The organism is Micromonospora sp. NBC_01739 (genome assembly GCF_035920385.1).
GTDB lineage: Bacteria > Actinomycetota > Actinomycetes > Mycobacteriales > Micromonosporaceae > Micromonospora.
This window is the reverse complement of record NZ_CP109151.1, coordinates 2,077,535-2,103,161: the sequence shown is the minus strand read 5'-3', so window position 1 is coordinate 2,103,161 and position 25,627 is coordinate 2,077,535. Positions and strand designations below refer to the sequence as shown.

Annotated in this window: 26 protein-coding genes; 14 read left to right on the top strand and 12 right to left on the bottom strand. The window is 70.9% G+C overall.

Going from position 1 to position 25,627, the window contains the following annotated elements; all coding sequences use genetic code 11:
- Positions 1–156: 156 nt before the first annotated feature.
- Positions 157–1,428, top strand: a complete 1,272-nt coding sequence (aceA, locus tag OIE53_RS09390; RefSeq protein WP_327026211.1) for an isocitrate lyase — start codon at positions 157–159, stop codon at positions 1,426–1,428.
- A complete protein-coding gene (gene aceB / locus OIE53_RS09385; protein WP_327026210.1) occupies positions 1,425–3,035 on the top strand; it encodes a malate synthase A in 1,611 nt (536 codons plus the stop codon). Before aceA ends, aceB begins: the two co-directional genes overlap by 4 nt.
- 35 nt (positions 3,036–3,070) lie before the next feature.
- Here the strand turns inward: aceB and sthA are convergent, their stop codons facing one another.
- Positions 3,071–4,474, bottom strand: coding sequence for a Si-specific NAD(P)(+) transhydrogenase (gene sthA / locus OIE53_RS09380; protein ID WP_327026209.1), 1,404 nt, complete (start codon positions 4,472–4,474; stop codon positions 3,071–3,073).
- Between the two features lie 134 nt (positions 4,475–4,608).
- Between sthA and OIE53_RS09375 the strand changes: the two genes are divergently transcribed.
- From OIE53_RS09375 to OIE53_RS09360, 4 genes are all read left to right on the top strand, one after another.
- On the top strand, positions 4,609–4,884 hold the full coding sequence (locus tag OIE53_RS09375; protein ID WP_393339483.1) for a metalloregulator ArsR/SmtB family transcription factor: 276 nt from the start codon (positions 4,609–4,611) through the stop codon (positions 4,882–4,884).
- Entirely contained in the window at positions 4,866–5,255 is a 390-nt protein-coding gene (locus OIE53_RS09370) for a VOC family protein (protein ID WP_327026207.1), read from the top strand. The genes OIE53_RS09375 and OIE53_RS09370 overlap by 19 nt, the downstream gene beginning before the upstream one ends.
- Before the next feature lie 318 nt (positions 5,256–5,573).
- Complete coding sequence (locus OIE53_RS09365; RefSeq protein WP_327026206.1) at positions 5,574–6,215, top strand: biliverdin-producing heme oxygenase; 642 nt, start codon at positions 5,574–5,576, stop codon at positions 6,213–6,215.
- Positions 6,212–6,526, top strand: a complete 315-nt coding sequence (locus OIE53_RS09360) for a DUF2470 domain-containing protein (protein ID WP_327026205.1) — start codon at positions 6,212–6,214, stop codon at positions 6,524–6,526. Before OIE53_RS09365 ends, OIE53_RS09360 begins: the two co-directional genes overlap by 4 nt.
- Before the next feature lie 47 nt (positions 6,527–6,573).
- On the opposite strand, the gene OIE53_RS09355 is transcribed toward OIE53_RS09360, so the two are convergent.
- Genes OIE53_RS09355 through OIE53_RS09340 form a run of 4 tightly spaced genes read right to left on the bottom strand, consistent with a single transcriptional unit; the run spans position 6,574 to position 10,242 of the window.
- A complete protein-coding gene (locus OIE53_RS09355; RefSeq protein WP_327026204.1) occupies positions 6,574–7,371 on the bottom strand; it encodes a heme ABC transporter ATP-binding protein in 798 nt (265 codons plus the stop codon).
- A complete protein-coding gene (locus OIE53_RS09350) occupies positions 7,368–8,402 on the bottom strand; it encodes a FecCD family ABC transporter permease (protein WP_327026203.1) in 1,035 nt (344 codons plus the stop codon). The genes OIE53_RS09355 and OIE53_RS09350 overlap by 4 nt, the downstream gene beginning before the upstream one ends.
- On the bottom strand, positions 8,393–9,400 hold the full coding sequence (locus OIE53_RS09345) for a heme/hemin ABC transporter substrate-binding protein (protein ID WP_327026202.1): 1,008 nt from the start codon (positions 9,398–9,400) through the stop codon (positions 8,393–8,395). The genes OIE53_RS09350 and OIE53_RS09345 overlap by 10 nt, the downstream gene beginning before the upstream one ends.
- Entirely contained in the window at positions 9,397–10,242 is an 846-nt protein-coding gene (locus OIE53_RS09340) for a hypothetical protein (RefSeq protein ID WP_327026201.1), read from the bottom strand. The genes OIE53_RS09345 and OIE53_RS09340 overlap by 4 nt, the downstream gene beginning before the upstream one ends.
- A gap of 135 nt (positions 10,243–10,377) precedes the next feature.
- Here OIE53_RS09340 and OIE53_RS09335 point away from each other — a divergent pair, with 135 nt between their 5' ends.
- From OIE53_RS09335 to OIE53_RS09320, 4 genes are all read left to right on the top strand, one after another.
- Positions 10,378–11,880, top strand: coding sequence for an HtaA domain-containing protein (locus tag OIE53_RS09335; protein ID WP_327026199.1), 1,503 nt, complete (start codon positions 10,378–10,380; stop codon positions 11,878–11,880).
- A gap of 33 nt (positions 11,881–11,913) precedes the next feature.
- A complete protein-coding gene (locus tag OIE53_RS09330) occupies positions 11,914–12,915 on the top strand; it encodes a WxL protein peptidoglycan domain-containing protein (protein WP_327026198.1) in 1,002 nt (333 codons plus the stop codon).
- Positions 12,912–13,739 carry a hypothetical protein gene (locus OIE53_RS09325; RefSeq protein WP_327026197.1) on the top strand — a complete coding sequence of 276 codons (828 nt, stop codon included), beginning with the start codon at positions 12,912–12,914 and terminating at the stop codon, positions 13,737–13,739. The genes OIE53_RS09330 and OIE53_RS09325 overlap by 4 nt, the downstream gene beginning before the upstream one ends.
- 351 nt (positions 13,740–14,090) lie before the next feature.
- Positions 14,091–14,279, top strand: coding sequence for a hypothetical protein (locus OIE53_RS09320; protein ID WP_327026196.1), 189 nt, complete (start codon positions 14,091–14,093; stop codon positions 14,277–14,279).
- Positions 14,280–14,315: 36 nt separating this feature from the next.
- Here the strand turns inward: OIE53_RS09320 and OIE53_RS09315 are convergent, their stop codons facing one another.
- The 3 genes from OIE53_RS09315 to OIE53_RS09305 form a co-directional block, all read right to left on the bottom strand.
- Entirely contained in the window at positions 14,316–14,444 is a 129-nt protein-coding gene (locus OIE53_RS09315) for a hypothetical protein (RefSeq protein WP_327026195.1), read from the bottom strand.
- Between the two features lie 72 nt (positions 14,445–14,516).
- Positions 14,517–14,714, bottom strand: a complete 198-nt coding sequence (locus tag OIE53_RS09310; protein ID WP_327026194.1) for a hypothetical protein — start codon at positions 14,712–14,714, stop codon at positions 14,517–14,519.
- Between the two features lie 201 nt (positions 14,715–14,915).
- Positions 14,916–15,626 (bottom strand): TetR/AcrR family transcriptional regulator, encoded by a 711-nt coding sequence (locus OIE53_RS09305; protein ID WP_327026193.1) that lies wholly within the window; start codon positions 15,624–15,626, stop codon positions 14,916–14,918.
- Between the two features lie 118 nt (positions 15,627–15,744).
- Here OIE53_RS09305 and OIE53_RS09300 point away from each other — a divergent pair, with 118 nt between their 5' ends.
- The 4 genes from OIE53_RS09300 (at position 15,745) to OIE53_RS09285 (ending at position 20,047) form a co-directional block, all read left to right on the top strand.
- The gene (locus OIE53_RS09300) at positions 15,745–16,761 is read left to right on the top strand and encodes an NAD(P)-dependent alcohol dehydrogenase (protein WP_327026192.1); all 1,017 of its coding nucleotides are present in this window, start codon (positions 15,745–15,747) and stop codon (positions 16,759–16,761) included.
- A 21-nt stretch (positions 16,762–16,782) separates the two neighbouring features.
- A complete protein-coding gene (locus OIE53_RS09295) occupies positions 16,783–17,145 on the top strand; it encodes a metalloregulator ArsR/SmtB family transcription factor (protein ID WP_327026191.1) in 363 nt (120 codons plus the stop codon).
- Complete coding sequence (locus OIE53_RS09290) at positions 17,142–17,645, top strand: SRPBCC family protein (protein ID WP_327026190.1); 504 nt, start codon at positions 17,142–17,144, stop codon at positions 17,643–17,645. Before OIE53_RS09295 ends, OIE53_RS09290 begins: the two co-directional genes overlap by 4 nt.
- 140 nt (positions 17,646–17,785) lie before the next feature.
- Complete coding sequence (locus tag OIE53_RS09285; RefSeq protein ID WP_327026189.1) at positions 17,786–20,047, top strand: catalase; 2,262 nt, start codon at positions 17,786–17,788, stop codon at positions 20,045–20,047.
- Between the two features lie 75 nt (positions 20,048–20,122).
- Here OIE53_RS09285 and OIE53_RS09280 read toward each other — a convergent pair whose 3' ends face one another.
- The 4 genes from OIE53_RS09280 to OIE53_RS09265 all read right to left on the bottom strand — a co-directional run bounded on the left by OIE53_RS09280 (position 20,123) and on the right by OIE53_RS09265 (position 25,607).
- Positions 20,123–20,611, bottom strand: a complete 489-nt coding sequence (locus OIE53_RS09280) for a GNAT family N-acetyltransferase (protein ID WP_327026188.1) — start codon at positions 20,609–20,611, stop codon at positions 20,123–20,125.
- A gap of 23 nt (positions 20,612–20,634) precedes the next feature.
- Positions 20,635–22,056: a rifampin monooxygenase gene (rox, locus tag OIE53_RS09275; RefSeq protein WP_327026187.1), complete on the bottom strand. Its 1,422-nt coding sequence runs from the start codon at positions 22,054–22,056 to the stop codon at positions 20,635–20,637.
- A gap of 315 nt (positions 22,057–22,371) precedes the next feature.
- Complete coding sequence (locus OIE53_RS09270) at positions 22,372–23,649, bottom strand: multidrug effflux MFS transporter (RefSeq protein WP_327026186.1); 1,278 nt, start codon at positions 23,647–23,649, stop codon at positions 22,372–22,374.
- A 362-nt stretch (positions 23,650–24,011) separates the two neighbouring features.
- A complete protein-coding gene (locus OIE53_RS09265) occupies positions 24,012–25,607 on the bottom strand; it encodes a GMC family oxidoreductase (RefSeq protein WP_327026185.1) in 1,596 nt (531 codons plus the stop codon).
- Between the last annotated feature and the right edge of the window lie 20 nt (positions 25,608–25,627).

Here is a 25,627-nt window from a genome sequence, read left to right as displayed (position 1 = left end):
ACTTTGCAAAACGCCTCTCAGGATTTACAAGAATTGGCATTTTCCGTCCCTCGACCCGGCTGACGAGCCCATGTGACCGTGGGTTCCACACCGGCGGCCGGCAGCGGCGCTTGAGCGGCAACGGTGTGGCCACGAATTGTGAAGGGACGAGAGACGATGCCTACCCCGGTCGAGCAGTTGCAGCACGAATGGGACACCAACCCCCGCTGGCGGGGTGTGCGACGTAGCTACCGCGCCGAGGACGTGGTGCGGTTGCGGGGCGCGATCCAGGAGGAGCACACCCTGGCCCGGCACGGCGCCAACCGGCTGTGGCGCCTGCTGAACAGCGAGGACTACATCCACGCCCTCGGTGCCCTCACCGGCAACCAGGCCGTGCAGATGGTCCGGGCCGGGCTCAAGGCGATCTACCTGTCCGGCTGGCAGGTGGCCGCCGACGCCAACCTGGCCGGCCACACCTACCCCGACCAGAGCCTCTACCCGGCCAACTCGGTGCCGGCGGTGGTCCGCCGGATCAACAACGCGCTGCTGCGCGCCGCCCAGATCACCACCGCCGAGGGGGACCCCTCCGGCATCGACTGGCTGGCCCCGATCGTCGCCGACGCCGAGGCCGGTTTCGGTGGGGTGCTCAACGCGTACGAGCTGATGAACGCCATGATCGCGGCCGGCGCGGCCGGGGTGCACTGGGAGGACCAGCTAGCCAGCGAGAAGAAGTGCGGCCACCTCGGCGGCAAGGTGCTCATCCCCACCGGGCAGCACATCCGCACCCTGGAGGCGGCCCGGCTGGCCGCCGACGTGGCCGGGGTGCCGAGCGTGGTCATCGCCCGTACGGACGCCCAGGCGGCCACCCTGCTCACCACGGACGTGGACGAGCGTGACCAGCCCTTCGTCACCGGCGAGCGGACCGCCGAGGGCTTCTACCGGGTGCGCAACGGCATCGAACCGTGCATCGCCCGGGGCCTGGCGTACGCCCCGCACGCCGACCTGCTGTGGATGGAGACCAGCACCCCGGACCTGGAGGTCGCCCGCCGCTTCGCCGAGGCGATCAAGGCGGAGTACCCGGACCAGCTGCTGGCCTACAACTGCTCGCCGTCGTTCAACTGGCGCAAGCACCTCGACGACGCCACCATCGCCAAGTTCCAGCGGGAACTGGGCCACATGGGCTACAAGTTCCAGTTCATCACCCTGGCCGGGTTCCACGCCCTGAACTACTCGATGTTCGACCTGGCCCGGGGCTACGCCGCCGAGGGCATGTCGGCGTACGTGTCGCTGCAGGAGCGGGAGTTCGCCGCCGAGCCCGCCGGCTACACCGCGGTCAAGCACCAGCGCGAGGTGGGTACCGGCTACTTCGACCTGATCAGCACCGTGCTTAACCCGACCGCCGAGACCATCGCGCTGCGGGGCTCCACCGAAGAGGAGCAGTTCGCATGAGGTACGAGATCATCGGCCCGATGGCCGAACGCTTCGACGAGGTGCTCACGCCCGAGGCGCTGGAGTTCCTGGTCACCCTGGACAGCGAGTTCGCCGCCCGGCGGGTGGCCCTGCTGGACACCCGCCGGGCCCGGCGGGACCGGTTCGCCACCGGCCAGCTGCCCGACTTCCTGTCGGAGACCATCGGGGTGCGGGCCGACCCGACCTGGCGGGTGGCCCCACCGGCACCGGGGCTGGAAGACCGGCGGGTGGAGATCACCGGCCCCCCGGAGCGCAAGATGACCATCAACGCGCTGAACTCCGGCGCCAAGGTGTGGCTCGCCGACTTCGAGGACGCCACCGCCCCGACCTGGCACAACGTCATCTCCGGGCAGCTCAACCTGATGGACGCCCTGGACCGGCGGATCGACTTCACCGACCCGCGCGGCAAGCGGTACGCCCTCGGCGAGGAGTTGGCCACCATCGTGGTCCGGCCGCGCGGCTGGCACCTGGTGGAGAAGGGCATCGTGGTGGACGGCCGGCCGATCTCGGCCAGCCTGGTCGACTTCGGGCTCTACCTGTTCCACTGCGCCCGTCGGCAACTAGCCGCCGGTGCGGGACCGTACTTCTACCTGCCGAAGCTGGAGGACCACCGCGAGGCGCGGCTCTGGAACGACATCTTCGTCTTCGCCCAGCACTACCTGCGGCTGCCGCAGGGCACCATCCGGGCGACCACCCTGATCGAGACGATCACGGCGGCCTTCGAGATGGAGGAGATCCTCTACGAGCTGCGGGAACACTCGGCCGGATTGAACGCCGGCCGGTGGGACTACATCTTCAGCATCATCAAGAACTTCGGGCAGTGGCCGGACTTCGTCCTGCCGGACCGGGCCGCGGTCACCATGACGGTGCCGTTCATGCGGGCGTACACCGAATTGCTGGTGCGGACCTGTCACCGGCGCGGTGCCCACGCGATCGGCGGGATGGCCGCCTTCGTGCCGGCCCGTGACCCGGAGGTCAACGCCACCGCCCTGGCCAAGGTGCGGGCGGACAAGCAGCGGGAGGCCGGCGATGGGTTCGACGGCTCCTGGGTGGCCCACCCCGGCCTGGTGTCGACCTGCCGGGAGGTGTTCGACGCGGTGCTCGGCGAGCGCCCGAACCAGCTCGACCGGCAGCGGGACGAGGTGTCCGTGACCGCCGCCGACCTGCTCTCGGTGGACAAGACCCCGGGCCAGGTCACCGAGAGCGGCCTGCGGTCCAACATCGCGGTGGCACTGCACTACATCGACGCCTGGCTCGGGGGAGCAGGCGCGGTGGCGCTGTGGAACCTGATGGAGGACGCTGCTACCGCCGAGATCGCCCGCTGCCAGCTGTGGCAGTGGCTGCACCACGGTACGCCGCTGGCCGAGGGGGGCAGCGTCACCGAGGAACTGGTGCGGGCGATGTTGGCCGAGGAGGTGGCGACCCTGTCCGAGGGGCGGGGGGAGGCCGAGCGGGAACGCGCCGCGCAGGCGGCGCGCATCGTCGAGGAGACCGCGCTGGGCGAGGGACTGCCGGCCTTCTTCACCACCGGCGCGTACGCCCGGCACCTGGGACCACGCCGCCGGTCACTCGCGACGGCCGGCTGAGAACGACCGGGGTGGGGCTTAGCGCCCCGCCCCGATCAGCCGTCGATGCGGGTGATGTTGCGGATCTTGTTGGCGGCGTCCAGGGCGGCCACCTTGTACGCCTCGGCCAGGGTGGGGTAGTTGAACACCGCGTCGATCAGGTAGTCGACCGTGCCGCCGCAGCCCATCACGGTTTGTCCGATGTGTACGATCTCGGTGGCGCCGGTGCCGAAGACGTGCACACCCAGCAGGCGTCCGTCCTCCGGTGAGACGAGCAACTTCAACATTCCGTACGAGTCACCGACGATCTGCCCCCGGGCCAGCTCGCGGTAGCGGGCGATGCCGACCTCGAACGGGGTGGCGCTGTCGGTCAACTCCTGCTCGGTCCTACCGACGAAGCTGATCTCCGGGATGGTGTAGATCCCGATCGGCTGCAACTGGTGCATGGCCCGCACCGGCTCGCCGCAGGCGTGCTGGGCGGCCAGCCGACCCTGTTCCATCGAGGTCGAGGCCAGCGCCGGGAAGCCGATCACGTCACCGACGGCGTAGATGTTCTCCACGGCGGTGCGGTAGTTCGCGTCGACCTCGATGCGACCCCGCCGATCGGCGGTCAGGCCGGCGGCATCCAGGTCCAGCCCGTCGGTCTGCCCCTGACGCCCGGCGGAGTACATCACCGTGTCCGCGACGATCTTCTTGCCGCTCCTGAGGATGCACAGCGCGGCGGTCTGGTGCTTCTCCACCGCGGCGACCTCCTCGCCGAAGCGGAAGGTGACCGACAGGTCCCGCAGGTGGTACTTCAGGGACTCGACGATCTCCTCGTCGCAGAAGTCGAGCATCCGCTCGCGGCGTTCGACCACGGTCACCTTGGTCCCGAGGGCGGCGAACATGGAGGCGTACTCCATGCCGATCACCCCGGCGCCGACCACCACCATGCTGCGCGGTACGGCCTGGAGGTTGATCACGCCGTCGGAGTCCACGATGGTCCGGTCGTCGAAGTCGACACTGTCCGGGCGGGCCGGGCGGGTGCCGGCGGCGATGATCGCCTTGTCGAAGGTCACCTTGGATTCCTGGCCGGAGCCGCCGTCCACCCAGACCGAGTGGGGGTCGGCGAACCGCCCGGTGCCGGTGATCACCGCTATCCGGTTGCGGGCCAACTGGTTGCGGATCACGTCGGTCTGCCGGTTGATCACATGCTGGGTGCGGGCGGCCAGGTCGCTGACCGTGATGTCCTCCTTGACCCGGTAGCTGCTGCCGTACAGGTCCCGCTGGCTCAGGCCGGTCAGGTAGAGCACGGCCTCGCGCAGGGTCTTGGAGGGCACGGTGCCGGTGTTGATGCACACCCCGCCGATCATGTCGCGTCGTTCCACCAGGCCGACCCGTCGGCCGAGCTTGGCGGCGGCGATCGCGGCCTTCTGACCACTGGGTCCGGAACCCAGCACCAACACGTCGTAGTCGTACACGAGCGTAAGGGTCGCAAGATGCGTCCGCCCGCGCCAGGCCAGTGGGCCGTCCGGGGCCAGGGTTTACCTACTCGGAACATCGTCGATGGTTGACATGCAAGTGAGCACTTGCCTATGGTGCCGTGGTGGGCGACGTGTACAAGGCGCTGGCAGATCCCACCCGGCGGGCCATCCTCGACGAGTTGCAGGAACGCAGCGGCCAGACCCTGTTCGAGTTGTGCGTCCGGTTGACGGGAAAGGGGTTCACCTCCACCCGCCAGGCCATCTCCCAGCACCTGGCGGTGTTGGCCGAGGCGGGGCTGGTGGTGCTGCGCCGTCAGGGCCGGTACACCTTCATCGACCTTGACACGTCCCCACTTCAGCAGATCTATCGGAGATGGCGGGTGGGACCATGCGAATCGGACACGTGAGTGTTCTCGTCGACGACCAGGCCAAGGCCCTGGCCTTCTACACCGGGGTGCTCGGCTTCACCAAGAAGACCGAGGTGCCGCTGGGCGAATACAGCTGGTTGACCGTGGTCTCCCCGGAGGACCCGGAGGGTGTGGAACTGCTCCTCGAACCGGATCAGCACCCGGCCGCCCTCGCCTACAAGAAGGCCCTCGTCGCCGACGGGATCCCGGTCACCATGTTCACCGTCGCGGACGTGTCGGCCGAGTACGAGCGGCTGACCGCGCAGGGAGTGACCTTCACCCAGCCCCCGCTGGACGCGGGGACCGTGACGACCGCCGTCTTCGACGACACCTGCGGCAACCTCATCCAGATCGTGGCGCCGCACGGGTAGGGCTGTCACCTACCGGGGCGCCCCGGCGGGCGGGACGGGGGCTTGCGCCGGTGGCGTACGCCCGCCCGCCGGGGCCGACCTGCGCCTCAGCAGTTGGCCCCGCTCCCCGGCACCGGGCGGCGCGATCACGTTGTCGGAGAACTCGGCGTCCGAGGGGGCCAGTTCGCCCAAGCGGTGTCAACGTCCCTCGCGCGTCGCCATGCCGGGGCGTCGGTAGAGGTGGTTTCCCCTGTCCAGGCATCCGGGCTGGCACTTTCGGCCATCTCCACGAAGAAGCTTGATCATGATAGGTTAGGCTTACCTAACCAGGAGGTGCTTATGGGGTTCGCCGCAGAGGTGCGTGAGCTGACCAGGGCGGACCATCGGGCCGCGCAGAGTGTGACGTACTTCGACGCGTTGTTGTCGGGACATCTGGACCGGGCCGGGTATGCTGCGCTGCTCGAACAGCTGCATGTGGTCTACCAGACCTTGGAAGAGGCCGCCGACACGATGCGCGACGATCCGGTGGCCGGCCCGTTCGTCGTCGACGAACTGCGTCGACTGCCGCGCATCGTCGATGATCTGTCCTTCCTGCACGGTCCGGACTGGACCGGTCGGGTCACCCCGAGTGACGCCACCGCGCAATACCGGGCACGCCTGCGCGAGGTGGCCTTCTCCTGGCCGGCCGGTTTCGTCGCCCACCACTACACCCGATACCTGGGTGACCTCTCCGGTGGTCAGGTGATGGCCCGCGCGCTGCGCCGCACCTTCGACTTCGACACCGACGGGACCCGGTTCTTCATCTTCCCCGGCCTGGACGCGCGTACCGTCAAGCAGCACTACCGCGAACTGCTCGACGCGGCGCCCTGGGACGCCGTCGAGCGGCAACGCTTCCTGGGCGAGGTGTCGTACGCCTACCGGCTGAACACCGCCATGCTCGACGACCTGGGGCGGGCGGTCACGCAGGGGAGCGCGGCGTGACCGCTACGAACCCCGTCACCCCCGAGGTGGTCGTGGCGGTGCTGCGACACATGAACACCGACCACGCCGACGACTGTCGGGTGATCTGCCAGGGGTTGGGCGGCCAGCCGACGGCCACTGCGGCCACCATGTCGGGCATGGACGCCGAAGCGATGGAGTTCCTGGCCGTCGTGGACGGCGTCGAGGTGCCGGTCCGCATTCCGTTCGCCGACCGGATCGTCGAGCGCCGGCAGATCCGCGCCGAGGCCGCCCGGATGTACCGCGAGGCGTGCGCCGCGCTGGGCCGTACCCCACGACCGGACGCCAGCTGAGCTGACCGCATTACCGTAGACCTGACGCCCCTGACCAGCCCGGCTGGTCAGGGGCGTACCGGCAGCACGAGCGGGACACCGGTGTGCGGGTGCGGCAGCACCTCGACCTCGTGCTGGTAGACCTCGCTGAGGCGATCGGCGGTGAACACTGTGCCCGGTGGCCCGTCGGCGACCAGCCGGCCACCGGCCAGCAACGCGATGCGGTCCGCGTACGCCGCCGCCAGGCCCAGGTCGTGCAGCACGATCACGACGCTGCCACCCTGCCGGGCCCGATCGCGGGCCAGCCTGAGCACCAACTCCTGGTGATGCAGGTCCAGTGCGGCGGTCGGCTCGTCCAGCAGCAGCATCGGGGTGCGCTGGGCGAGCACCCGGGCCAGTGCCGCGCGTGCCTGCTCGCCACCGGAGAGCGCGGAGAACACCCGGCCGGCGAACGCCTGCATCCCGGTCAGCCGCAACGCCTCGGCCACCGCGTCGTCGTCCTCGGCGGCGAGCCGCGTACCGGCCCACGGGGCACGTCCCATCGCGACGACCTCGGCCACGGTGAACGGGAACGACATGGTGGCACGCTGCGGCAGCATGGCGCGCAGTCGGGCCAGCTCGACCGGTGCCCAACGGGTCAGCGGCCGGCCGGCGAACTCGATGGTGCCGGTGGCGGGAGCCAGGTCGCCGCAGATCGCGGCGAGCAGGGTGCTCTTGCCGGCACCGTTGGGGCCGGCCAGCGCCAGCAGTTCGCCGGGGCGCACCGCGAGGGACACCTCGGACAGGATCGGTCGCGTGTCGCGCCGGATGCTCAGGCGCTCGACCCGCAGGCCGATCTGGTCCGGATCGACATCAGCCCACATCATCCCCAACCTCCCGCTCGGGCCCGAGTCCGGCGCAGCAGCCAGAAGAAGCACGGTCCGCCGACCACGGCGGTCAACACGCCCAGCGGCAGTTCCTGGTAGTCGACCAGGGTGCGGGCGGCCAGATCCCCGGCGACGACCACGATGGCCCCGCCCAGGGCGCTGGCCGGCAGCAGCAGCCGGTGTCCGGGGCCGGCGACCATCCGGACCAGGTGCGGCACCACCAGACCGACGAAGGAGATCACCCCGGTGAAGGCCACGGCCGCGGCACCGAGCAGGGCGGTCACCGCGACCATCGCCAGCCGCAGCCGTTCGACGTGGACGCCGAGGTGCCGGGCCGACCGGTCGCCGAGGGCGAGCAGGTCGAGGCGGCGGGCGGCGGCGACAGCGACCGCGATGCCGACCGCCGCGCACGGGGCGGTGACCGCCACCGCCGCCCAGTTCGCCTGCGCCAGGCTGCCGAGCTGCCAGAAGGCGATGGCCCGTACGGCGTCCGCGTCACCGAAGAACATCAGCAGGCCGATCAGCGCGCCGGCCACCGCGTTGACCGCGATGCCGGTCAGCACCAGGGTGACCACCTCGGTCCGCCCGCCGACGCGCGACATCGAGTAGACCACGGCGGTGGCGGCGAGACCGCCCAGGAACGCCCCGGCGGCCACGGTCCAGCCGCCGAAGGTGGCCGCTCCGGTGATGATGACCGTCGCCGCGCCGACCGCCGCGCCGGAGGAGACGCCGATGACGCCGGGCTCGGCCAGGGGGTTGCCGAAGACGCCCTGCATCAGCGCACCGGCACAGCCGAGCGCGGCCCCGACGATCACGGCGAGCACGACCCGGGGGAAGCGCACCACCCACAGTGCGCTCTCGCCGTGGGTGGCGCTCGGTGTCGGTCCGATGTCGAGGCCGATGCGGTGCAGGATCGAGCCGAGGACCTCCGCCGGGGGGACCCGGACCTGCCCGGTGCCGGCGGCGACGAGGCAGAGCAGCAGCAGGGCGACCGCGAGGCCCGCGACCAGGCTTACCCGTCTCACGCGCATGATCCGTACACCGCGTCGGCCAACGCCCGGATGGCCCGGCCGGTACGCGCGCCGAAGGTGAGCAGCAGCCCGTCGTCCATGTCCACGATGCGGCGGTGCTGACCGGCCGGGGTCTGGGCCACCCCGGGCAGGGTGAGCAACCCGTCGACACCCTTGACCGACTCCAGCCCTTCGGTCATCACCAGGATGACGTCGGGTGCCGCGTTGATCAGTCCTTCGCTGGTCAGCGGGCGGAAGTTGGACAACCCGATCTCGGTGCCGGCGTCGGTGGCGCCGATGGCGCGGATCATCTCGTCGGATCCGGCGCCCCTGCCACCGATCAGGTAGACCCCGGCGGTGCCGCGGACGTACAGGAACGCGATGCGCAGTGGTGCGACGTCGGGTGGTGCGACCCGGCGGGCCGCGGCGATGTCGCTCTCCACCCGGGTCACCAGCAGTTCCCCGGCCTCCGGTACGCCGAGCGCGGCGGCGATGGTCCGGATGTTGCGGCCGATGGCGGCCAGGCTCTGGTCGTCGTCGACGAGGACCACCGGGATGCCGGCGCGGCGCAGTTGGGCGAGCACCTCGGGCGGGCCGATGCTGTCGTCGGCGAGTACGACGGTGGGGTTGAGGCGCAGAATGGCCTCGGTGGACAGGTCGTGTCCGGCCGGGGTGACCACGGGCAGGTCGCTGGCGGCCGGGAAGGTGGTGGAGGTGTCCCGGCCGATGACCCGGTCACCGAGCCCGAGACTGAACACGATCTCGGCGATCGAACCGTAGAGGTTCACCGGCAGGATGCGGCTGGCGTCGGTGACCGTCACGCTGGAGCCGTCGGCCGAGGCGACCGTGGCCGGCAGGGTGCTGCCGGGATCGACGCCGATCGGCGCGATGTCCACGTCGGTGACCACGGCCGTGGTCGGTCCGCAGCCCGTCGTCGGGGCCGCCGTCGAGGCGGCGGGCGCACAGGCGGTGAGGCCGAGCAGCGCGGGCAGCGTCAGCAGCGTCAGGCACCTTCTCATCGCTGTTCCCGGCGTCGGCCCCGCATCCGCAGCGCCACCACGACGACCAGCAGCACGGCAAGTCCCGCCAGGACCGCGGTGAACCAGCCTCCCGCGCCGGAGGTGTCGCTGACCTGCGTGGTGAGCAGGGGCTGTTCGGCGCCGGGTGCCGGTGCGGCCTCGCCGCCGGCGGCGTCGGTGGCCCCGGCAGCGGCGGCCGAGCCGACGATGGCTGCGGGCGCCGAGCCGGTGGCGGCCGGTGTGGTCGAGGTGGAGGTGTTCGTCGGCGCGGCGGAGGTGTTCGTCGGCGCGGCGGGAGCGGGTGCGGCCGGGGCGGCAGCGGGTGCGCTCGGGCTGGCCGGGGTGACGAAGGTTACCGGCACCTTGACGTCCTGGGAGCGGTCCGAGGCGCGGGTGTGGTCGTTGCGGCTGGCCACCACGCAGCGGCCGGTGGTGCAGTCCACGTCGCCGATCTTTGAGGTGATCTTCACCTGCACGGTGAACGATCCGCCCGCGCCATACGCGACGGTCAGCCCTTCGGCGTACGAGGGTGGATTGGAAGAGATCCAGTGCGAGGCGCCGGTGGAGCCGGTGGTGTCGACGCCGCCGCCGCAGGGTGAGGGTGCCACGCCCGCGCCGTTGTCGACGCAGTACGCGACGTAGATCCCCTTGCTGGTGTCGTAGCCGGAACCGGTGACGGTGACGGTGGTGCCGACGAGCGAAATCCCACTCGTCTTGCTGACGGAGAGCCGTTGACCGTTTGGTCCCTCGCCGACCGTGTTCGCGTACGCGGGGCTGGCCGGAAGGGTGCCGAGGGCCAGCAGTATCGCGCTGACCAGGGCGGCGGCTAGGCGGGCAGGCATGACTAACCTCCGTTGGTATGGTTAGGCTAACCTAAGTCGATCTTGCCAATCGCGCAAGAGGGCGTTCGGGGGATTCTCCAAAAAGTTAGGTGAGCCTAACCTAACCCTGCCCTCCCCCTGCTGAGAGGAAGACACATGTCCGTACCCAGACCCGGCGGTGTTCGCCGACGGTCGTACCGGTGGGTGACGGCCGCGGTACTCGGTGCCGCCGCCGCACTGACCGTGGTGACCCCGGCCACGGCGGCACCCACCGCTGTCACCGGGGGAAGCCTCGACTGGGGCTTCAAGAGTTCATTCCGCGCGTACGTGTCGACCGGCAACGGCAACCCGCCGATCGCGGTCACCGACGGTGCGACCCGCAACGCCGACGGCACCTTCAAGTTCCCGGCCACCGGCGGCACGTACGACAGTGCCACCGGAGCGACGACGGTGAACTACGGCGGCACGGTGGTTTTCTCGTACCCTGCGCACTTCTTCACCATCACCCTGGCCAACCCGACCGTGGTCCTCGACGGCGCCGGCGGCTCCCTGCTCGCCGACGTCGACCTGCAGGCCAGCGGCGGCGGCTTCCAGCCGGTGCGCATCGAGCAGGCGGCCATCGCCACCCTCGCCACGACCAGCCCGACGGTCTCCGGCGGCACGGCCTCCTGGAGCAACCTCACCACCACGCTCACCGAGACCGGGGCCACCGCGTTCTCCGGCTTCTTCACCGCCGGCACCGTGCTCGACCCGGCGTCGTTCACCCTCAGCACCGGCGTCGGTGGCGCTCCCGCCGCCCCGTCGGTGACGGTGAACCCGTCCGCCGCTCTCGACCCTGAGGGCGCCACCGTCACCGTCACCGGTACCGGGTTCGACCCGGAGGCCAACGGTGGCGTCGGCTTCTACCTGGCCTTCGGGCCCAAGGGTGAGAACTACTGGACGAACTCGCGTCCCTACAAGCCGGTCAAGTGGGTGCACAAGAACGCCTCGTCGTCCGCCGCTCAGGTGCGGCTGCCCGCCGACGGCAGCTTCTCCACCACCCTGGACCTGGTGCCGACCTACATCGACGGCAACGGCAACAGCGTCGACTGCACCGCGATCCAGTGCTACGTGATGACCTTCGCGGCGCACGCCTCCAGCGACCGCAGCCAGGACACCTTCACCCCGATCACCTTCGGCGGTGGCCCGAGCGGCGCCGAGCAGGAGATCACCGCCGAGGTGCTCCAGTCCGGCCCGCTGACGCTGACCGCCTCGGGCAGCAGCGTTGCACTGTCCGCCGTGCACCCCGGCGCCTTCGCCGGCGGCGCACTCCACGCGGTGACGGTCAGCGACCTGCGCGGCACCAACGCCGGCTGGAACGTCGTCGGTCAGGTGGAGGAGTTCACCAGCGCGCTCGGTGGCGCCATCGCCGCCGACAACCTCGGCTGGACGCCGAGCGCGTCCGTGCTCGCCGACGGTCTGGTGGGCGCAACCGGGGTGGTCAACCCCGGTGCCCCGGCCAACCCGGGTAACGGCCTGGGCAGCGCCCGTACGCTGTGCGCCGCCGGGGCCGGGGCCAGCGCCGGCAGCTTCCAGTGCGGTGCCGACCTGCGCCTCGGGGTCCCGCCCGCCGCCGCGCCGGGTGACTACACCGCCACCCTCACCCTGACCCTGTCCTGACGCGTGGAAGGGCACCTTGTTGTGCGCAGACTGATGACGAGGTGCCCTTCTCCGCACCTGGTCGCCGCGACCGCGGTCCTCACCGTGCTAGCCACCGTCCTGGCCGGCGGCCCGGCCGCCGCGTCGGCACCCGCCCCGACCCCGAGCGCCACCGGCTTCACCTGGGCGGTCCAGCCCTCCGGCCCGTCCGGGCCCACCGGGCGCAGCTACTTCGTCCACGATGCCGAACCCGGCCAGCGCATCGACGACCGGGTCGCCATCACCAACCTGAGCAAACGCGCGATGACCTTCGCGGTGTACGGCGCCGACGCGTTCACCACCACCGACGGCGGGTTCGCCCTGCAACCGGCCAGTCGCCCCGCCACCGACGTGGGCGCCTGGACCACCTTCGCCGAGCGGACCTACCGGGTGCCCGCCGGGGAACAGGTGATCCTGCCGTTCCAGATCACCGTGCCGGCCAACGCCACACCCGGCGACCACGCCGGCGGCGTGGTCGCCTCGATCGCCCAGGTGCAGTCCGCCGGCGACGGGGGACAGGTCAACCTGGACCGGCGGGTCGCGGCCCGGATCTACCTGCGGGTGGCCGGCCCGGTCCGTCCCGGCCTCCAGGTCGAGGCGATGCGGATCGGCTACGACAACCCGCTCAACCCGTTCGGCACCGGCCCGGTCGTGGTCAGCTACCGGTTGCGCAACACCGGTAACACCCGACTGACCGGCACCACCCAGGTACGCCTGACCGCCCCGTTCGGTCTCCGGCTGGCCCGTACCGAACCCGTCGACGTGCCCGAACTGCTGCCCGGCGCGGCGATCACCATCACCAAACAGATCAACGGCGTGGCACCAGTCGGTCGGCTGACCGCCGCCGTGGCCGTCGACCCGGCCACCCCCGACCAGATCCTGCCCACGGTGCGCCGTACCGTCGGCACCTGGGCCGTACCGTGGGTCTGGGCCGCCGTCCTGCTCACCGGTCTCGGCTGGCTGCTGGTCATCCGGCTGCGCTCGGCGCGGCGTCGACCGCCGACGGTCGAGAAGTGAGGCTCCCGACCTCCGCTCTCGCCCTGATCGCCGCCCTCGCCCTGACCGGCGCCCCGGATCCCGGCCCTCACGTCGGCGTGGACCGGACCGAGGCGAAGCCGGGGGAGCAGGTGCTGGTCCGGCTCACCGGCTGGCCCGGCGGTACGGTCCGCATCGAGCTGTGTGGCACGGGCACGCCGGCACGCTGCGCGGTGGACAGTTCGGCACAGATCCACCTGCCGGCTGGCGGCACCGGTGGGACTCCGCTGACCGTCGTGGCGCCACCCGGCGGTTGTCCCTGCCAGGTGCGAGTGATCACTCTGGACAACTCGCTGTCGGCCACCGCGCCGCTGGTCGTCACCGGGGCACCCGCACCGGTCGATGACACCGTCCGGCAGGCGGCCACCCGGCCCCCGACCGTCCTCGCGGCGCATCTGGAACGCGCCGACGGGTGGACCGCCCACTTCGGCGCGCCCGCCCGCCGGACGCTCGTGCTGCGACTGCGCAACGAGCAGCCCGCACCGGTGAACGTGGCCTGGTCGTTCAGCGTCGGTCGAGGCCCGGACCCGACCGGCTTCGTCATCCCACCCGACCCGGACGAATTCGCCGCCGGGGAGGAACGTGAGATCCGGGTGCCGGTCACCCTGCCGGCCCTCGCCGTCGGCAATTACCAGATCCAGGGCGACATCGTCACGGCGGGAGCGGCGAGCCGGGTGACGGCGAGTACCGACCACCAGCCCTGGGGACTGGCCGGAATGCTCGGGTTCGTGCTGACCGCGCTGGCGGTGATCCGACCGCGTCGCCGTCGCAGGTTCAGGAGTCGTTCGGATCTATCACGGCGATGAAGGCCGGGGTGTCATCGACGGGGCAGAGGTCCCCGGCGGGTGTTGGGTCCATTCTTCGGCTGTCGCCATGAATGGGTACCGGCAGCTTGCCGCGTCTGCTCGACCGGCTCGGGGCGCACGACGGTGGCGTGGTCGTCCCGCCGCGCTACGACATCCGTGGCTGGCGGCCGGGGGACGGTGTGCTCAACGCCGACGCCCTCGCGACGTACACGCGCCGACTGGCGGAGCGGGTGAACGTGGTCCTCGACAGCGCAGGCTTCCTGATGCTGTTGGGCGGTGACTGCTCAATCCTTTACGTGGCCGCTACGGCATCGCCTACCTTGACGGGCCGATGTGCTCGACCCTGCGGTCATGCCGGCCGCCGACGTGCCCGACCCCGGCGGCTTGGACTATCCGCATCTGGTGGAGTTGCTCCGTCCGCTGCTCGCGAACCCAGCCTGTGTCGGCCTTGAGGTGACGATCTACGACCCGGACCTCGACCCGGACGGCCGCTACGCCGCCGCGCTCGTCGAAACCCTGGTCGACGCCCTGGGAAGCTGATCGATCAGAAGCAGTAGAGCGTGTTCAGCCAACCTGTCAGTCGAACCGGCGGACCTGATCGCGGCGGTGGCCCCAGACGGTGAGCCCGGCGAAGATCGTGAGCCATACCGCGAGCATCACCAGTGACAGCGGCCCGACGGACTCTCCGGTGAGCGCGACCAGCACCAGGTCGGTCGCGCCTCGGGTGGGTACGAAGGGTGCAGGCGACCCCGCTCAGCGCGGGCAGCACCGGGTCGGTCAGTGTGACCCGTTTGAGCCGGACCTGGCCGCGGATCTCGGCGACACTGTCGTCGGCGATGATCCGGCCGTGGTCCAACACCACGACCGGTCGGCCAGCGCCTCCACCTCCTCGATGTAGTGGCTGGTCAGCAGGACGGCTCCGCCGTCGGCGTGGAAGGAACGGACGCCCTCCCACAGGGCCCGCCGGGCGTCCACGTCGAGACCTGTGGTGGGCTCGTCCAGGAAGACCAGCCGAGGCCGCCCGACGAAGCCAGCGCGACCGCGACCCGCCGCTGCTGCCCGCCCGCTACCCGAAGGCGGCCGCGTACGCCGACAGTGTCGCCGCCGAGGGCCGGCTACCCGAGGCGGACGGACCACAACAGCCGGACTGAGCGCCGCGGCCGGCACCGACCGTTCTCACCGATGCGCTGAGGTCCATCCCTGCTGCTGCAACCGTTCGATGCCGTCCAGCAGCAGGTCCAGCGCGAACTCGAACTCAAACTGGTCGTCGCAGCCGGATCCCACCACCGAGGCGTCGTCGTGGGAGGCGGCCGTGGCGATCGCCGCGAGGTGCGGGAACCGGGCTGCGACCTCCGGCGGCAGGGCGGCCGGCTGCGGCACGGTGGTCGGGCCGGACCGGCCGGCGTCCCGGGCGGTGTCGAACAGCTCCTGACTGAAGCCGAGGACCCGGCTGCCCAGCGCGTGCATCACATGGTGGGCCAGGTCGGCGGAGAGGCCGCCGGAACGCAGGGTGGCGACCACCGAGTCGAGGTAGCCCAGGATCGCCGGGGTCGCCATGTTCCGGGACTCGATGGCCAGCGCCGCCCAGGGATGGCGTCGCAACGCCGCCCGCGCCGACAGGATTCCTCCCCGGACGGACTGCTTCCAGTCGGCGTCGGGCGTCGGCGGGTCGATCTCGCCGACCACCATGTCGATCATGGCGTCGAGCAGTTCGTCCTTGTTGGCCACGTGCTTGTAGAGCGCCATCGGCACCACGCCCAACTCCTGGGCGAGGTTGCGCATGCTCAGCGACTCGATCCCGGCCGTGTCGGCGAGCGCGACGGCGGTGCGCAGGACCCGGTCTCTGCTCAGCGGCGTCCGCCGGGGCGTTCCTGCCTGCTCAGCCATCGTGATCCTCGTCTTCCGGGGGCCGGGAGAACCATAACCGCCTTGACAGGTGTACGGCGTACACCTATCGTCAAATCGCACAGGTGTACGCCGTACACCTACCGATGGGGAGGTCATGATGAGAGCGATCGTCCAGGACCGGTACGGACCGCCGGAGACCCTGCACCTGGCCGAGGTCCAGGTGCCGGTGCCCGCCGCCGGCGAGGTGCTCGTGCGGATCGAGGCCGCCGCGCTCAACGCGTACGACTGGCACATCGTGCGGGGCGACCCGTGGATGTCCCGGTTGGCCTTCGGCCCCTCGAAGCCTCGGGCCCGCATCCGTGGCCGCGACTTCGCTGGCCGGGTGAGCGCCGTCGGTCCCGACGTCCACCAGGTACGCCCCGGCGACGCTGTCTTCGGCGACCTCGGCGACGCCAACGGCGCGTTCGCCGAGTACGTCTGCGTACCGGAGACCCTGGTCGCGCCCGCGCCGACGAACCTGACCCCGCAGCAGGCCGCCGCCCTGCCGCTGGCCGGGGTCACCGCCCTCATGGGGCTGTCCGACGTCGGAGGGGTCGAGCCGGGTCAGCGGGTCCTCATCAACGGCGCCTCGGGCGGGGTCGGCACCCTGGCCGTGCAGTTGGCCAAGGCCCTCGGCGTGACCGTCACGGCGGTGTGTTCCACCCGCAACGTCGACCTGGTCCGCACCCTGGGGGCCGACCACGTCATCGACTACACCCGCGACGATTTCACCCGCGCGGGTCGCCGCCACGACCTGGTGTTCGACCTGGTCGGCAACCGCTCGCTGGCCGCCCTGCGGCGCGCGGTGACCCCGACCGGGACCCTCCTGCTCTCCGGCGGAGGGGTCTACCGGGACGGCAGTCTGCTCGGGCCGGTCTGGCTGCTGGCCCGGGGGCGGCTGCTGGCGCCCTTCGTCCGGCAGCGCATCGCCGTCCTGACCACGACACCCAGCCGCGCGCACCTCGACACCCTCCGCGGGTACGCCGAAGCCGGGCAGTTGACCCCGGTCATCGACCGGAGCTACCCCCTGGCCGAGGTGCCCCAGGCCATCGGCTACCTCGAGGGCGAACACGCCCGAGCGAAGGTGGTCATCGCCGTTGCGCACGCTCCCGCCGCGGCGATGGAAAACCCGTAACCCATCGGTTACGCTTTACCGGTGGACGAGATAGCGGCCGCCATCGCCGATCCGGTGCGTCGGCGGATCATGGAACTGCTGCGGGAGGATCGGCTCACGGCCGGTCGGATCGCCGCGCACTTCGAGATCAGCCGGCCGGCGGTCAGTCGTCACCTGCGCGTACTGCGGGAGAGTGGTCTGGTGCGCGACACCGTGGTCGGCCGCGAGCGCCGCTACGAGCTGGACCCGACCCGGCTGGTCGATCTGCTCCAGTGGCTGACGCAGTTCACCCGGGCCGAGGCCTGGGAGCGCCGGTTCGACGCGCTGGAAACCGAGGTTCACCGTACCCGCCGCGAGCGCCGCACCGGCGGCTCGCCGACATCCCGTGAGGAGCGGACAGCTTGACTCCCATACCAACCGGACGCCTCGTCGACACCGAGAGCGGTCCCGCCCTGGTCGTCACCCGGGAATTTCGGGCCCCGATCTCCGACGTCTGGGCCAGCCTGACCGAACCTGATCGCACCGCCCGCTGGTACGGCCGCTGGTCCGGCCAGGCCGGACCCGGTCGAAGCATCCAGGTGCAGATGGGCTTCGAGGAGGGACAGCCGTGGTCCGAGATGCGGATCGACACCTGCGATCCACCCCACCGGCTCGCCCTCTCCAGCCAGGACGAATCCGGTCTCTGGCGGATGGAGGTGCTGCTCACCCCGCAGGGAGAGCGGACGGAACTGCGCTTCGTCCAGCACCTGGACACGGTCGAGGGGCTCGGTGAGATCGGGGCCGGCTGGGAGTACTACCTGGATCGCCTCCTGGCCGTCCACAACGACACCCCGATGCCCTCGTTCGAGGACTACTACCCGGCGATGAAGGCCTATTTCGATCAGTTCACCGGGTCGCCCGGCTGAGCCGCCGGGCCGGCAGGTGACCGGTCCGCCGGATGTGATCCATACGGCAGCGTCGAGTGCCTTCGGCCCGTTTTGTTCTCTCTGGCCCGGGTACCGCCCCTGGGGTCTGCTCGTTGTGTTCCAGGGAGGTACCCGCAGAGATGGAATCGCGTAACCCCGCCAAGGCGGTCAAGGATGTCGTGGAGTCAGCCGCCGAGAAGGTCACCGAGGCGCTGACCCCGCAGGCGCCCGGTGCCCCGGGCAGCGCCCCGCCGTCCCTGGCGGAGCCGACCACCCCGCACGACCCCCTGCCACCCAAGCCGGAGCAGGGCACCCCGCAGACCCGTACCCCCACCGGGGCGAAGACCGGTGTCCCCGCGAAGGCCAAGGGTCAGCAGGGTGCCTACCTCACCACCGCGCAGGGGGCGCGGCTGCGCGACACGGACCACTCGCTGAAGGCGGGGCCACGCGGACCGGTCCTGCTCCAGGATCACCACCTGCGGGAGAAGATCACCCACTTCGACCACGAGCGCATCCCGGAGCGGGTCGTGCACGCCCGGGGCGCCGGCGCGCACGGCATCTTCACCGCGTACGGCACTGCGGAGAACGTCACCCGGGCCGGCTTCCTGCGTAAGGGCCGCGAGACCGAGGTCTTCGTCCGCTTCTCCACCGTGCTCGGTTCGCGCGGTTCGGCCGACACGGTACGCGACACCCGTGGCTTCGCCACCAAGTTCTACACCGACGAGGGCACCTTCGACCTGGTCGCCAACAACATGCCGGTCTTCTTCATCCAGGACGCCATCAAGTTCCCGGACATCATCCACGCCGCCAAGCCGCACCCGGACCGGGAGATTCCGCAGGCGCAGAGCGCCCACGACACCTTCTGGGACTTCGTCTCCCTGCACACCGAGGCGCAGCACCACACCATGTGGAACATGTCCGACCGGGGCATTCCGCGCTCGTACCGGACGATGGAAGGCTTCGGCGTCCACACCTTCCGCCTGGTCAACGCGGCGGGGGAGACCGCGTTGGTGAAGTTCCACTGGAAGCCCAAGCTGGGCGTGCACTCCCTGGTCTGGGAGGAGGCGCAACTGCTCAACGGGATCGACCCGGACTTCCACCGCCGGGACCTCTACGACGCCATCGAGGCCGGCGCCTTCCCCGAGTGGGAACTCGGCATCCAGGTCTTCCCGGACACTCCGGAGGAGACCTTCGCCGGCATCGACCTGCTCGACCCGACCAAGATCGTGCCGGAGGAACTGGCCCCGGTGCAGCCGATCGGCAAGCTGGTGCTCAACCGCACCCCGACGAACTTCTTCGCCGAGACCGAGCAGGTGGCCTTCCACGTCGGCCACCTGCCGCCGGGCATCGACGTGACGAACGATCCGCTGTTGCAGGGCCGCCTCTTCTCGTACGTCGACACCCAGCTGACCCGGCTGGCCGGGCCGAACTTCTCCCAGATCCCGATCAACCGGCCGCACGCCGCCGTCAACGACATGCTGCGTGACGGCTTCCACCAGCACGCCATCCACGCCGGGGTGGCGCCGTACCGGCCGAACTCCCTCGACGGGGGCAACCCCTTCCCGGCCGGAGAGGACGACCACCCGTTCGTCGACGTACCGGTCCAGGTGGCCCAGGCCCCCAAGGTCCGGCAGAGCCCGGCCTCCTTCGACGATCACTTCAGCCAGGCCCGACTCTTCTGGTTGAGCATGTCCCCGGTCGAGCAGGAACACATCATCCGGGCCTACACCTTCGAGTTGGGCAAGTGCTACCACCAGGCGATCAAGGAACGTCAGCTGCAATGCCTGGCCAACATCGACCCGGTGCTCTGCGCCCAGGTCGCCACCGGCCTGGGACTGCCCGCACCGGAGCCGACCGTGCCGCTGGCCGAGGTCACCCCCAGCCCCGCGCTGTCCCAGGTGGGCCGGCAGTGGCCGGTCGACGGCCGGATGGTCGGCATCGTGGTGACCGACGACAGCGACCTGGACACCATTCATCAGGTACGTCGCGCCGTCTTCGCCGCGGACATGGTGCCCCTGCTGATCGCCGGGCACGGCGGCATGATCGGCGATCTGCCGGTGCAGCGCACCTTCGCCACCGGCCGCTCGGTGGAGTTCGACGCCCTGCTGCTAGCCGCCGCGCCGCCACCGGCCCCCGACGCCCTGCCCGCCCGGGACGCCAAGGCCGGCGCGGCCAACTCCGCCACGATCGACCCCCGGGTGCTGCTGCTGGTCGAGGAGGTCTGGCGGCACGCCAAGGCGATCGGCGCGTGGGGCACCGGCGTCACCGTCCTGGACCAGGCCGGTGTCACCGGCAGCCCGGGTGTGGTCACCGGTGACTCCGGCGACGACGTCTTCGACACCGTCCAACAACTGATGACCAACCACCGGGTCTGGGAGAGGTTCCCCGCCTCGGTGTCCTGACTCTGCCGCACATGAGCCCGTGAGGCCGCACCGCCGAATCCCGGTGGGGCGGCCTCACGGCGTGATCCGTTCACCTCACTGCTGCGCCACCAGGGTCTTGCGCATCTGCTGCGTGACCACCCGGTATCCCGAACTGCCGTACAGCCCGACGGCGCGGGCGTTGTCCCCGAAGACGTTGAGTTCGATGGCGCCGACCCCGTGCCGGCGAACCGCGTCCTCACCGGCGGCCAGCAGGGTCCGCCCGTGGCCCGCCCCACGGTGGGCCGCACCGATCTCGATGTCGTAGAGGAAGGCGCAGTCCGGGACCCCACGGGGATGGGTGAGGCCGATCCACAACACCCCGATCGAGGTCCCGTCGTGGAGTTCACCGGTGAGGAACAGCATCCCGGGGGTGCCGAAACCCTCCGGCAACAGGGTGGCGTTGTTCTGTCGGGCCAGTTCCTGGGCTTCCTCGGCGGGCCAGTTGCCGGCCGCCACCTGCGCGTCCGCGAAGGCCCGCACGATGCCGGCCCGCCACTGGTCGAACTCGGCCTCGGTCATCGATCGCACGGTCAGTTCAGACATGCGGGCGATGCTCGCACATCGCGTCAATCGGTCGGGGTACCGAACCAGCGGGGTAGCTGGGCCAGCAGCTCCTGCTGGTCGGTACCGGCCCAGGCGATGTGGCCGTCGGGCCGCAGCAGGATCGCGGGCACCTCCAACTCGGCGCTGGTGTCGACGACGTGGTCGACCCGGTCGGCCCATCCGGCGACCGAGAGCTCGCCGGTCTGGTCGAGCAGCAGTCCACGGCCGCTGCGGGTCAACTCGTAGAGGCGTCCCCGGCCCAGCGACACGTCCCGCATCCGTCGGCCCAGCAGGTCGTGCCCCGGGCCGAAGTCGTACCGCACCCGGATCGCGGTGATCTTCTCGGTCAGGTAGCGGTTGACCTCCTCGAAGTCCATCAGCTCCGACAGCAGTCGGCGCAGGGACTGCGGGCCCGGCTCGGTGGAGAGCAACTCCATCTGCGCGCGGGTGTTGTCCAGCACCTCGGCCGCTACCGGATGCCGTTCGGTGTGGTAGCTGTCCAGCAGCCCCTCCGGCGCCCACCCGTTCACCTCGGCGGCGAGTTTCCAGCCGAGGTTGAAGGCGTCCTGGATGCCGAGGTTGAGGCCCTGCCCGCCGGTCGGGGGGTGGATGTGCGCGGCGTCGCCGGCCAACAGCACCCGGCCCACCCGGTAACGCTCGGCCAGCCGGGTGGAGTCGCCGAAGCGCGACAGCCAGCGGGGCGAGTGCACCCCGAAGTCCGTGCCGGCGTACGCCCGCAGTTGCTGTTTGAACTCGTCAAGCGTCGGCGCGACGGTCCGGTCGACGGCCACTTTCTCGGCGGGCACGACGACCCGGTACACCCCGTTGCCGATGGGCCCGAGACCGAACCGCTTCTGGATTTTGCGGATCTCGGTGACCTTGGCGACGATCGTGTCCAGCGGGGCATCCGCCTCCATCTCACCCAGCAGGGTGTCGACCCGGCTCGGCTCGCCGGGGAAACCGACCCCGAGCAGGTTGCGTACGGTGCTGCGCCCGCCGTCACAGCCGACCAGGTAGCGGGCGCGCAACCGGGTGCCGTCGGCCAGTTCGGCGGTGACCCCGTGCTCGTCCTGGCTCAGCCCGACCACTTCGTAGCCGCGCCGCAGGTCCGCCCCGACGGCCACGGCATGCTCGGCGAGCAGCCGGTCGGTGCTGGTCTGCGGGATCCCCAGTATGTAGGCGTGCGCGCTGTCCAGTTCGGGCGCCGGTTTGTCGATGGCGGCGAACCCACCTACCGGGTACCGCTGGCCGTTGGCGAGGAAGGTGTCCAGCAGTCCGCGCTGGTCCAGCACCTCGATGCTGCGTACGTGCAGGCCGAGCGACCGGACGAAACTGGTCGGCTCCGCGTCCTTCTCCAGGACGACGACCTGTATCCCGTGCAGCCGCAATTCTGCGGCCAACATCAGGCCGGTCGGTCCGCCGCCTACAACGATCACGTCAAACATGCGCCGCCCGTTCACATGGAGTGGATGAGTCGGCCATCGCGCGCTGCCGCACGGTAGGGAGATCTCCCCTCCGTTTCCGCAGCTCGTGGCCTCGGTCGCAGATTCTGCGGCATCACCCGGGTCTTGCCGCAAGACCCCATGTGCGCTATAAGTTAAGAGTGGCAGGAAGCGACCGCTTCCTGCTTTTTGTATTTCTCCGGCGATGCGGGCCGTCGTTGCCGGACGCGCGCCCTGACGAGCTTCGGACGCGCGCCCTGTCGAGCTGAGAGCGTGCACGGATCGCGGTGACCGGCCGAGGACGCACCGGCGCCAGGATCAGTGCAGTGCGACGGCCACCGGCTCCGCCTCCACCACAGCGTGCTGGTCGGGCCGGGCCACGACGAGCAGGGCTACCAGCGCCGAGGCCAGACCGCCGGCGATCACCGCGGCCATCGCCACCGCCCCGTTGCCGAGCACCCCGACCAGCGGGGCGGCCACCGCACCTACCCCGAACTGCACCGCACCGAGCAGGGCGGAGGCGGTACCGGCCGCCTCGCCGTGCCGGCTGAGCGCCAACGCCGGCGCGTTCGGCAGGGCGAGGCCGGTCGCGGCCAGCACCAACCACAGCGCGGCCAGCAGCGCCGGCAGCCCGCCGAAACCGGTCAGGGCGAGCGCGACGAGCACCACAGCCGCGCCGGTACCCGCGAGCAGGGCGACCAGCAGGATCCGTTGCGGGGTGTAGCGGCGCAGCAGTCGTACGTTGCCCTGGGTGGCGGCGATCAACCCGATGGCACCGGCACCGAAGGCCAGCCCGAACTGCTGCTCGTCCAACCCGTACTGCTCCTGCATCACGAAGGAGGACCCGGCGACGTAGGCGAACAGGGCCGCCATGGCCAACCCGGCGACCATGATCAAGCCGACGAAGGCGCGGTCGCGCAGCAGGGATCCGTAGAGCCGCGCGATGTGCGCCGGCCCGCCGCGTTGCCGCCGCGCGGGCGGCAGGGTCTCCGGCAGGCCCAGCAGAGCGATGAGCATCAGCAGTACGCCGAAGACCGCCAGGGCCGCGAACACGCCACGCCACTGGGTCCAGCGCAGCAGTTCACTGCCGAGGGTGGGGGCGAGCACCGGTGCGGCCCCCATCACCAGCAGCAGGCGGGAGAGCATCCGGGCGAAGGCCGTACCGGTGAACAGGTCGCGGACCACGGCGGTGGCGATCACGGCGGCCGCCGCCGCGCCGAGGCCCTGCACGACCCGCAACCCTCCGAGGACGGTGACGTTCGGGGCCAGTGCGCAGCACACCGAGGCGACGATGTGCAGGGCGGTGCCGGCGATCAGGGGTTTCCGACGGCCGAAGGCGTCGGAGAGGGGACCGATCAGCAGTTGACCCAGGGCCAGACCGATCAGGGTGCCGGTGAGGGTCAACTGCACCGCCGCCGAACTGGTCCCGAAGTCGTCGACGATCGCGGGCAGCGCCGGCAGGTACATGTCGATGGTCAGCGGCCCCACCGCGATCAGCGACCCGAGTACGAGGATCAATCGCAGGCGCTGCCGGGGGCTCATCAGGTCGCCGGGCATCACCGGCGGCGGCGCGACGGCGGGGTCGACAGTCGTCATCGGGTCGTCTCCACCGGTCGGGCGGTCAGGGCAGGTAGCGGTGCGATCGTCACAACTGGCTGCAAACCTCAGATCGCCGACCTGATTCCCGGTCCAGCCATTGGTAAGGCAGGTCACAGCCTGTCCTCACCGATCCTCGCACCCCCAGCCTGCCCACTGGATCAGGACCCACCGAGGGGTACGGCGGCACCCGCACCGGGCGCCAGCCCCGCAACCTATCTGCCTAGGAAGCTCTACGGGTGGTGCAGCGGGCACCACCGGCTGCCGTTCGACGGGGAACCACCAGCGGCGGGGGGCATGAAGGGTCGGCACGGCGAGGTCAGGCCGGTCGGGTCGGCCAGGGTGGGGCAGGCCGGGGCAGGTCAGCGGTCGGCGCGGATCAGGTCGGCGGCGCGCCAGGCCAGGGCCATCACCGGGGCGTTGAGGTAGCCCGAGACGAGGATCGGCAGTACGGAGGCGTCCACGATCCGCAGACCCTCCACCCCGCGTATCCGCAACCGGGGGTCCACCACGAAGTCGTCGCCCGGCCCCATCGCACAGGTGCCCACGGCGTGGTACCCGCAGTAGCCCTGGGCCAGCCCAGCCTCGATGATCTCCTCGTCCTGCTGTACGGCCGTTCCGGGCAGGGTCTCGGCCACGATCCGCCCAGCGATCGGCGCGGTGCCGAACAGCTCCCGGACCCGCCGGAAGGCCCCGACGGCGACCCGCCGATCGTGGTCGGCGGTGAAGTAGTTCGCCACGATCGCCGGTGGGGTGCCGGGATCGGCCGAGGTGATGGCCAGGCTGCCTTCGCTCTCCGGTCGGGTCACCGTGACCTGGGCCATCAGCCCGGCCTCGGCTTCCAGTTCGAGGGCCCGCCCGGGTCGCCGGGGCGCCGCCGAGAAGGGGGCCAGCAGCAGTTGGGCGTCCGGATGTGTCACCTCCGGGGCGGAGCGGAAGTACGCCCCGACGTCGTACACCGGCAGGGCCAGCAGTCCTCGTCGGGTCGACAGGTACCGCAGCATCTCCCGGGCCTGCCCTAGCGGGCTGCGCAGGCGGGCGTTGTAGCCGGCCCGGCCGGTCAGCCGGAACTGGAGGGGGGTGGTGCGGTGCTCCCGCATCCCGATCCCTACCCGCGGGCTGTCCAGCAGCACCGGGACCCCGGCCCGGCGCAGGGTGTCGGCCGGGCCGATGCCGGAGACCTGCAACAGTTGCGGGGTGGCCAGCGCCCCGGCGGCGAGAATCACCTCGGCGGTGGCCCGGTGGTCGAGGTCCTGCCCGCCTCGGCGGGTGCGTACCCCGATGGCGCGTCCGTTCTCGACCAGCAGGCGTACCACGATGGTGTCGACCACGACGGTGAGGTTGGGGCGGTTGCGGACCGGATGCAGGAAGGCGTCCGCGGCGTTGCTGCGGCGGCCGTCGCGGATGGTCGCCATCAGGTAGCCGATGCGCTCGTCGTCGGTGGCGTTGAGGTCGTCCACCCGGCGCCAGCCCAGTTTCTCCCCGGCGGCGATGGCCTCCTCGCAGACCTCGTCGGTGCCGGTGGCGGTGGAAAGACGCAACGGTCCGCCGGTGCCGCGTACCTCGGAGGCGCCGAGCGGATTGTCCTCCAGGCGCTTGAAGATCGGCAGCATGGTGTCCCAGCCCCAGCCGGGGTTGCCGAGCCGTTCCAACTCGTCGTAGTCGATCCGGTCGCCCCGGCCGTACACCATGCCGTTGATGGAGCTGGACCCGCCGATCAGCCGGCCGCGCTGCCAGATCTCCTGCTGGCCGGCGCGGACCTGCGCCGGATAGTGCCAGGCGGTGCGCCGGTCGTCCATCAGCCGGCTGAATCCCTTGGGGATGCGAACCCAGGGGCTGCGGTCCCAGCCGCCGGCCTCGATGAGCAGGACCCGGGTGCCCGGGTCCTCGGTCAGTCGGTTGGCCAGTACACAACCGGCAGCGCCGGCACCGACCACGATGTAGTCGAACTCCGCCATGCTGCCCCCCGGTCGCGGCC

What these genes read in the sequence shown, in the direction of transcription:
- aceA (WP_327026211.1), top strand. Translation starts at nt 157, where the DNA reads ATGCCTACCCCGGTCGAGCAGTTGCAGCACGAATGGGACACCAACCCC.
- aceB (WP_327026210.1), top strand. Translation starts at nt 1,425, where the DNA reads ATGAGGTACGAGATCATCGGCCCGATGGCCGAACGCTTCGACGAGGTG.
- OIE53_RS09370 (WP_327026207.1), top strand. Translation starts at nt 4,866, where the DNA reads ATGCGAATCGGACACGTGAGTGTTCTCGTCGACGACCAGGCCAAGGCC.
- OIE53_RS09365 (WP_327026206.1), top strand. Translation starts at nt 5,574, where the DNA reads ATGGGGTTCGCCGCAGAGGTGCGTGAGCTGACCAGGGCGGACCATCGG.
- OIE53_RS09355 (WP_327026204.1), bottom strand. Translation starts at nt 7,371, where the DNA reads ATGATGTGGGCTGATGTCGATCCGGACCAGATCGGCCTGCGGGTCGAG.
- OIE53_RS09350 (WP_327026203.1), bottom strand. Translation starts at nt 8,402, where the DNA reads ATGCGCGTGAGACGGGTAAGCCTGGTCGCGGGCCTCGCGGTCGCCCTG.
- OIE53_RS09345 (WP_327026202.1), bottom strand. Translation starts at nt 9,400, where the DNA reads ATGAGAAGGTGCCTGACGCTGCTGACGCTGCCCGCGCTGCTCGGCCTC.
- OIE53_RS09340 (WP_327026201.1), bottom strand. Translation starts at nt 10,242, where the DNA reads ATGCCTGCCCGCCTAGCCGCCGCCCTGGTCAGCGCGATACTGCTGGCC.
- OIE53_RS09335 (WP_327026199.1), top strand. Translation starts at nt 10,378, where the DNA reads ATGTCCGTACCCAGACCCGGCGGTGTTCGCCGACGGTCGTACCGGTGG.
- OIE53_RS09330 (WP_327026198.1), top strand. Translation starts at nt 11,914, where the DNA reads ATGACGAGGTGCCCTTCTCCGCACCTGGTCGCCGCGACCGCGGTCCTC.
- OIE53_RS09320 (WP_327026196.1), top strand. Translation starts at nt 14,091, where the DNA reads ATGCCGGCCGCCGACGTGCCCGACCCCGGCGGCTTGGACTATCCGCAT.
- OIE53_RS09305 (WP_327026193.1), bottom strand. Translation starts at nt 15,626, where the DNA reads ATGGCTGAGCAGGCAGGAACGCCCCGGCGGACGCCGCTGAGCAGAGAC.
- OIE53_RS09300 (WP_327026192.1), top strand. Translation starts at nt 15,745, where the DNA reads ATGAGAGCGATCGTCCAGGACCGGTACGGACCGCCGGAGACCCTGCAC.
- OIE53_RS09285 (WP_327026189.1), top strand. Translation starts at nt 17,786, where the DNA reads ATGGAATCGCGTAACCCCGCCAAGGCGGTCAAGGATGTCGTGGAGTCA.
- OIE53_RS09280 (WP_327026188.1), bottom strand. Translation starts at nt 20,611, where the DNA reads ATGTCTGAACTGACCGTGCGATCGATGACCGAGGCCGAGTTCGACCAG.
- rox (WP_327026187.1), bottom strand. Translation starts at nt 22,056, where the DNA reads ATGTTTGACGTGATCGTTGTAGGCGGCGGACCGACCGGCCTGATGTTG.
- OIE53_RS09270 (WP_327026186.1), bottom strand. Translation starts at nt 23,649, where the DNA reads ATGACGACTGTCGACCCCGCCGTCGCGCCGCCGCCGGTGATGCCCGGC.
- OIE53_RS09265 (WP_327026185.1), bottom strand. Translation starts at nt 25,607, where the DNA reads ATGGCGGAGTTCGACTACATCGTGGTCGGTGCCGGCGCTGCCGGTTGT.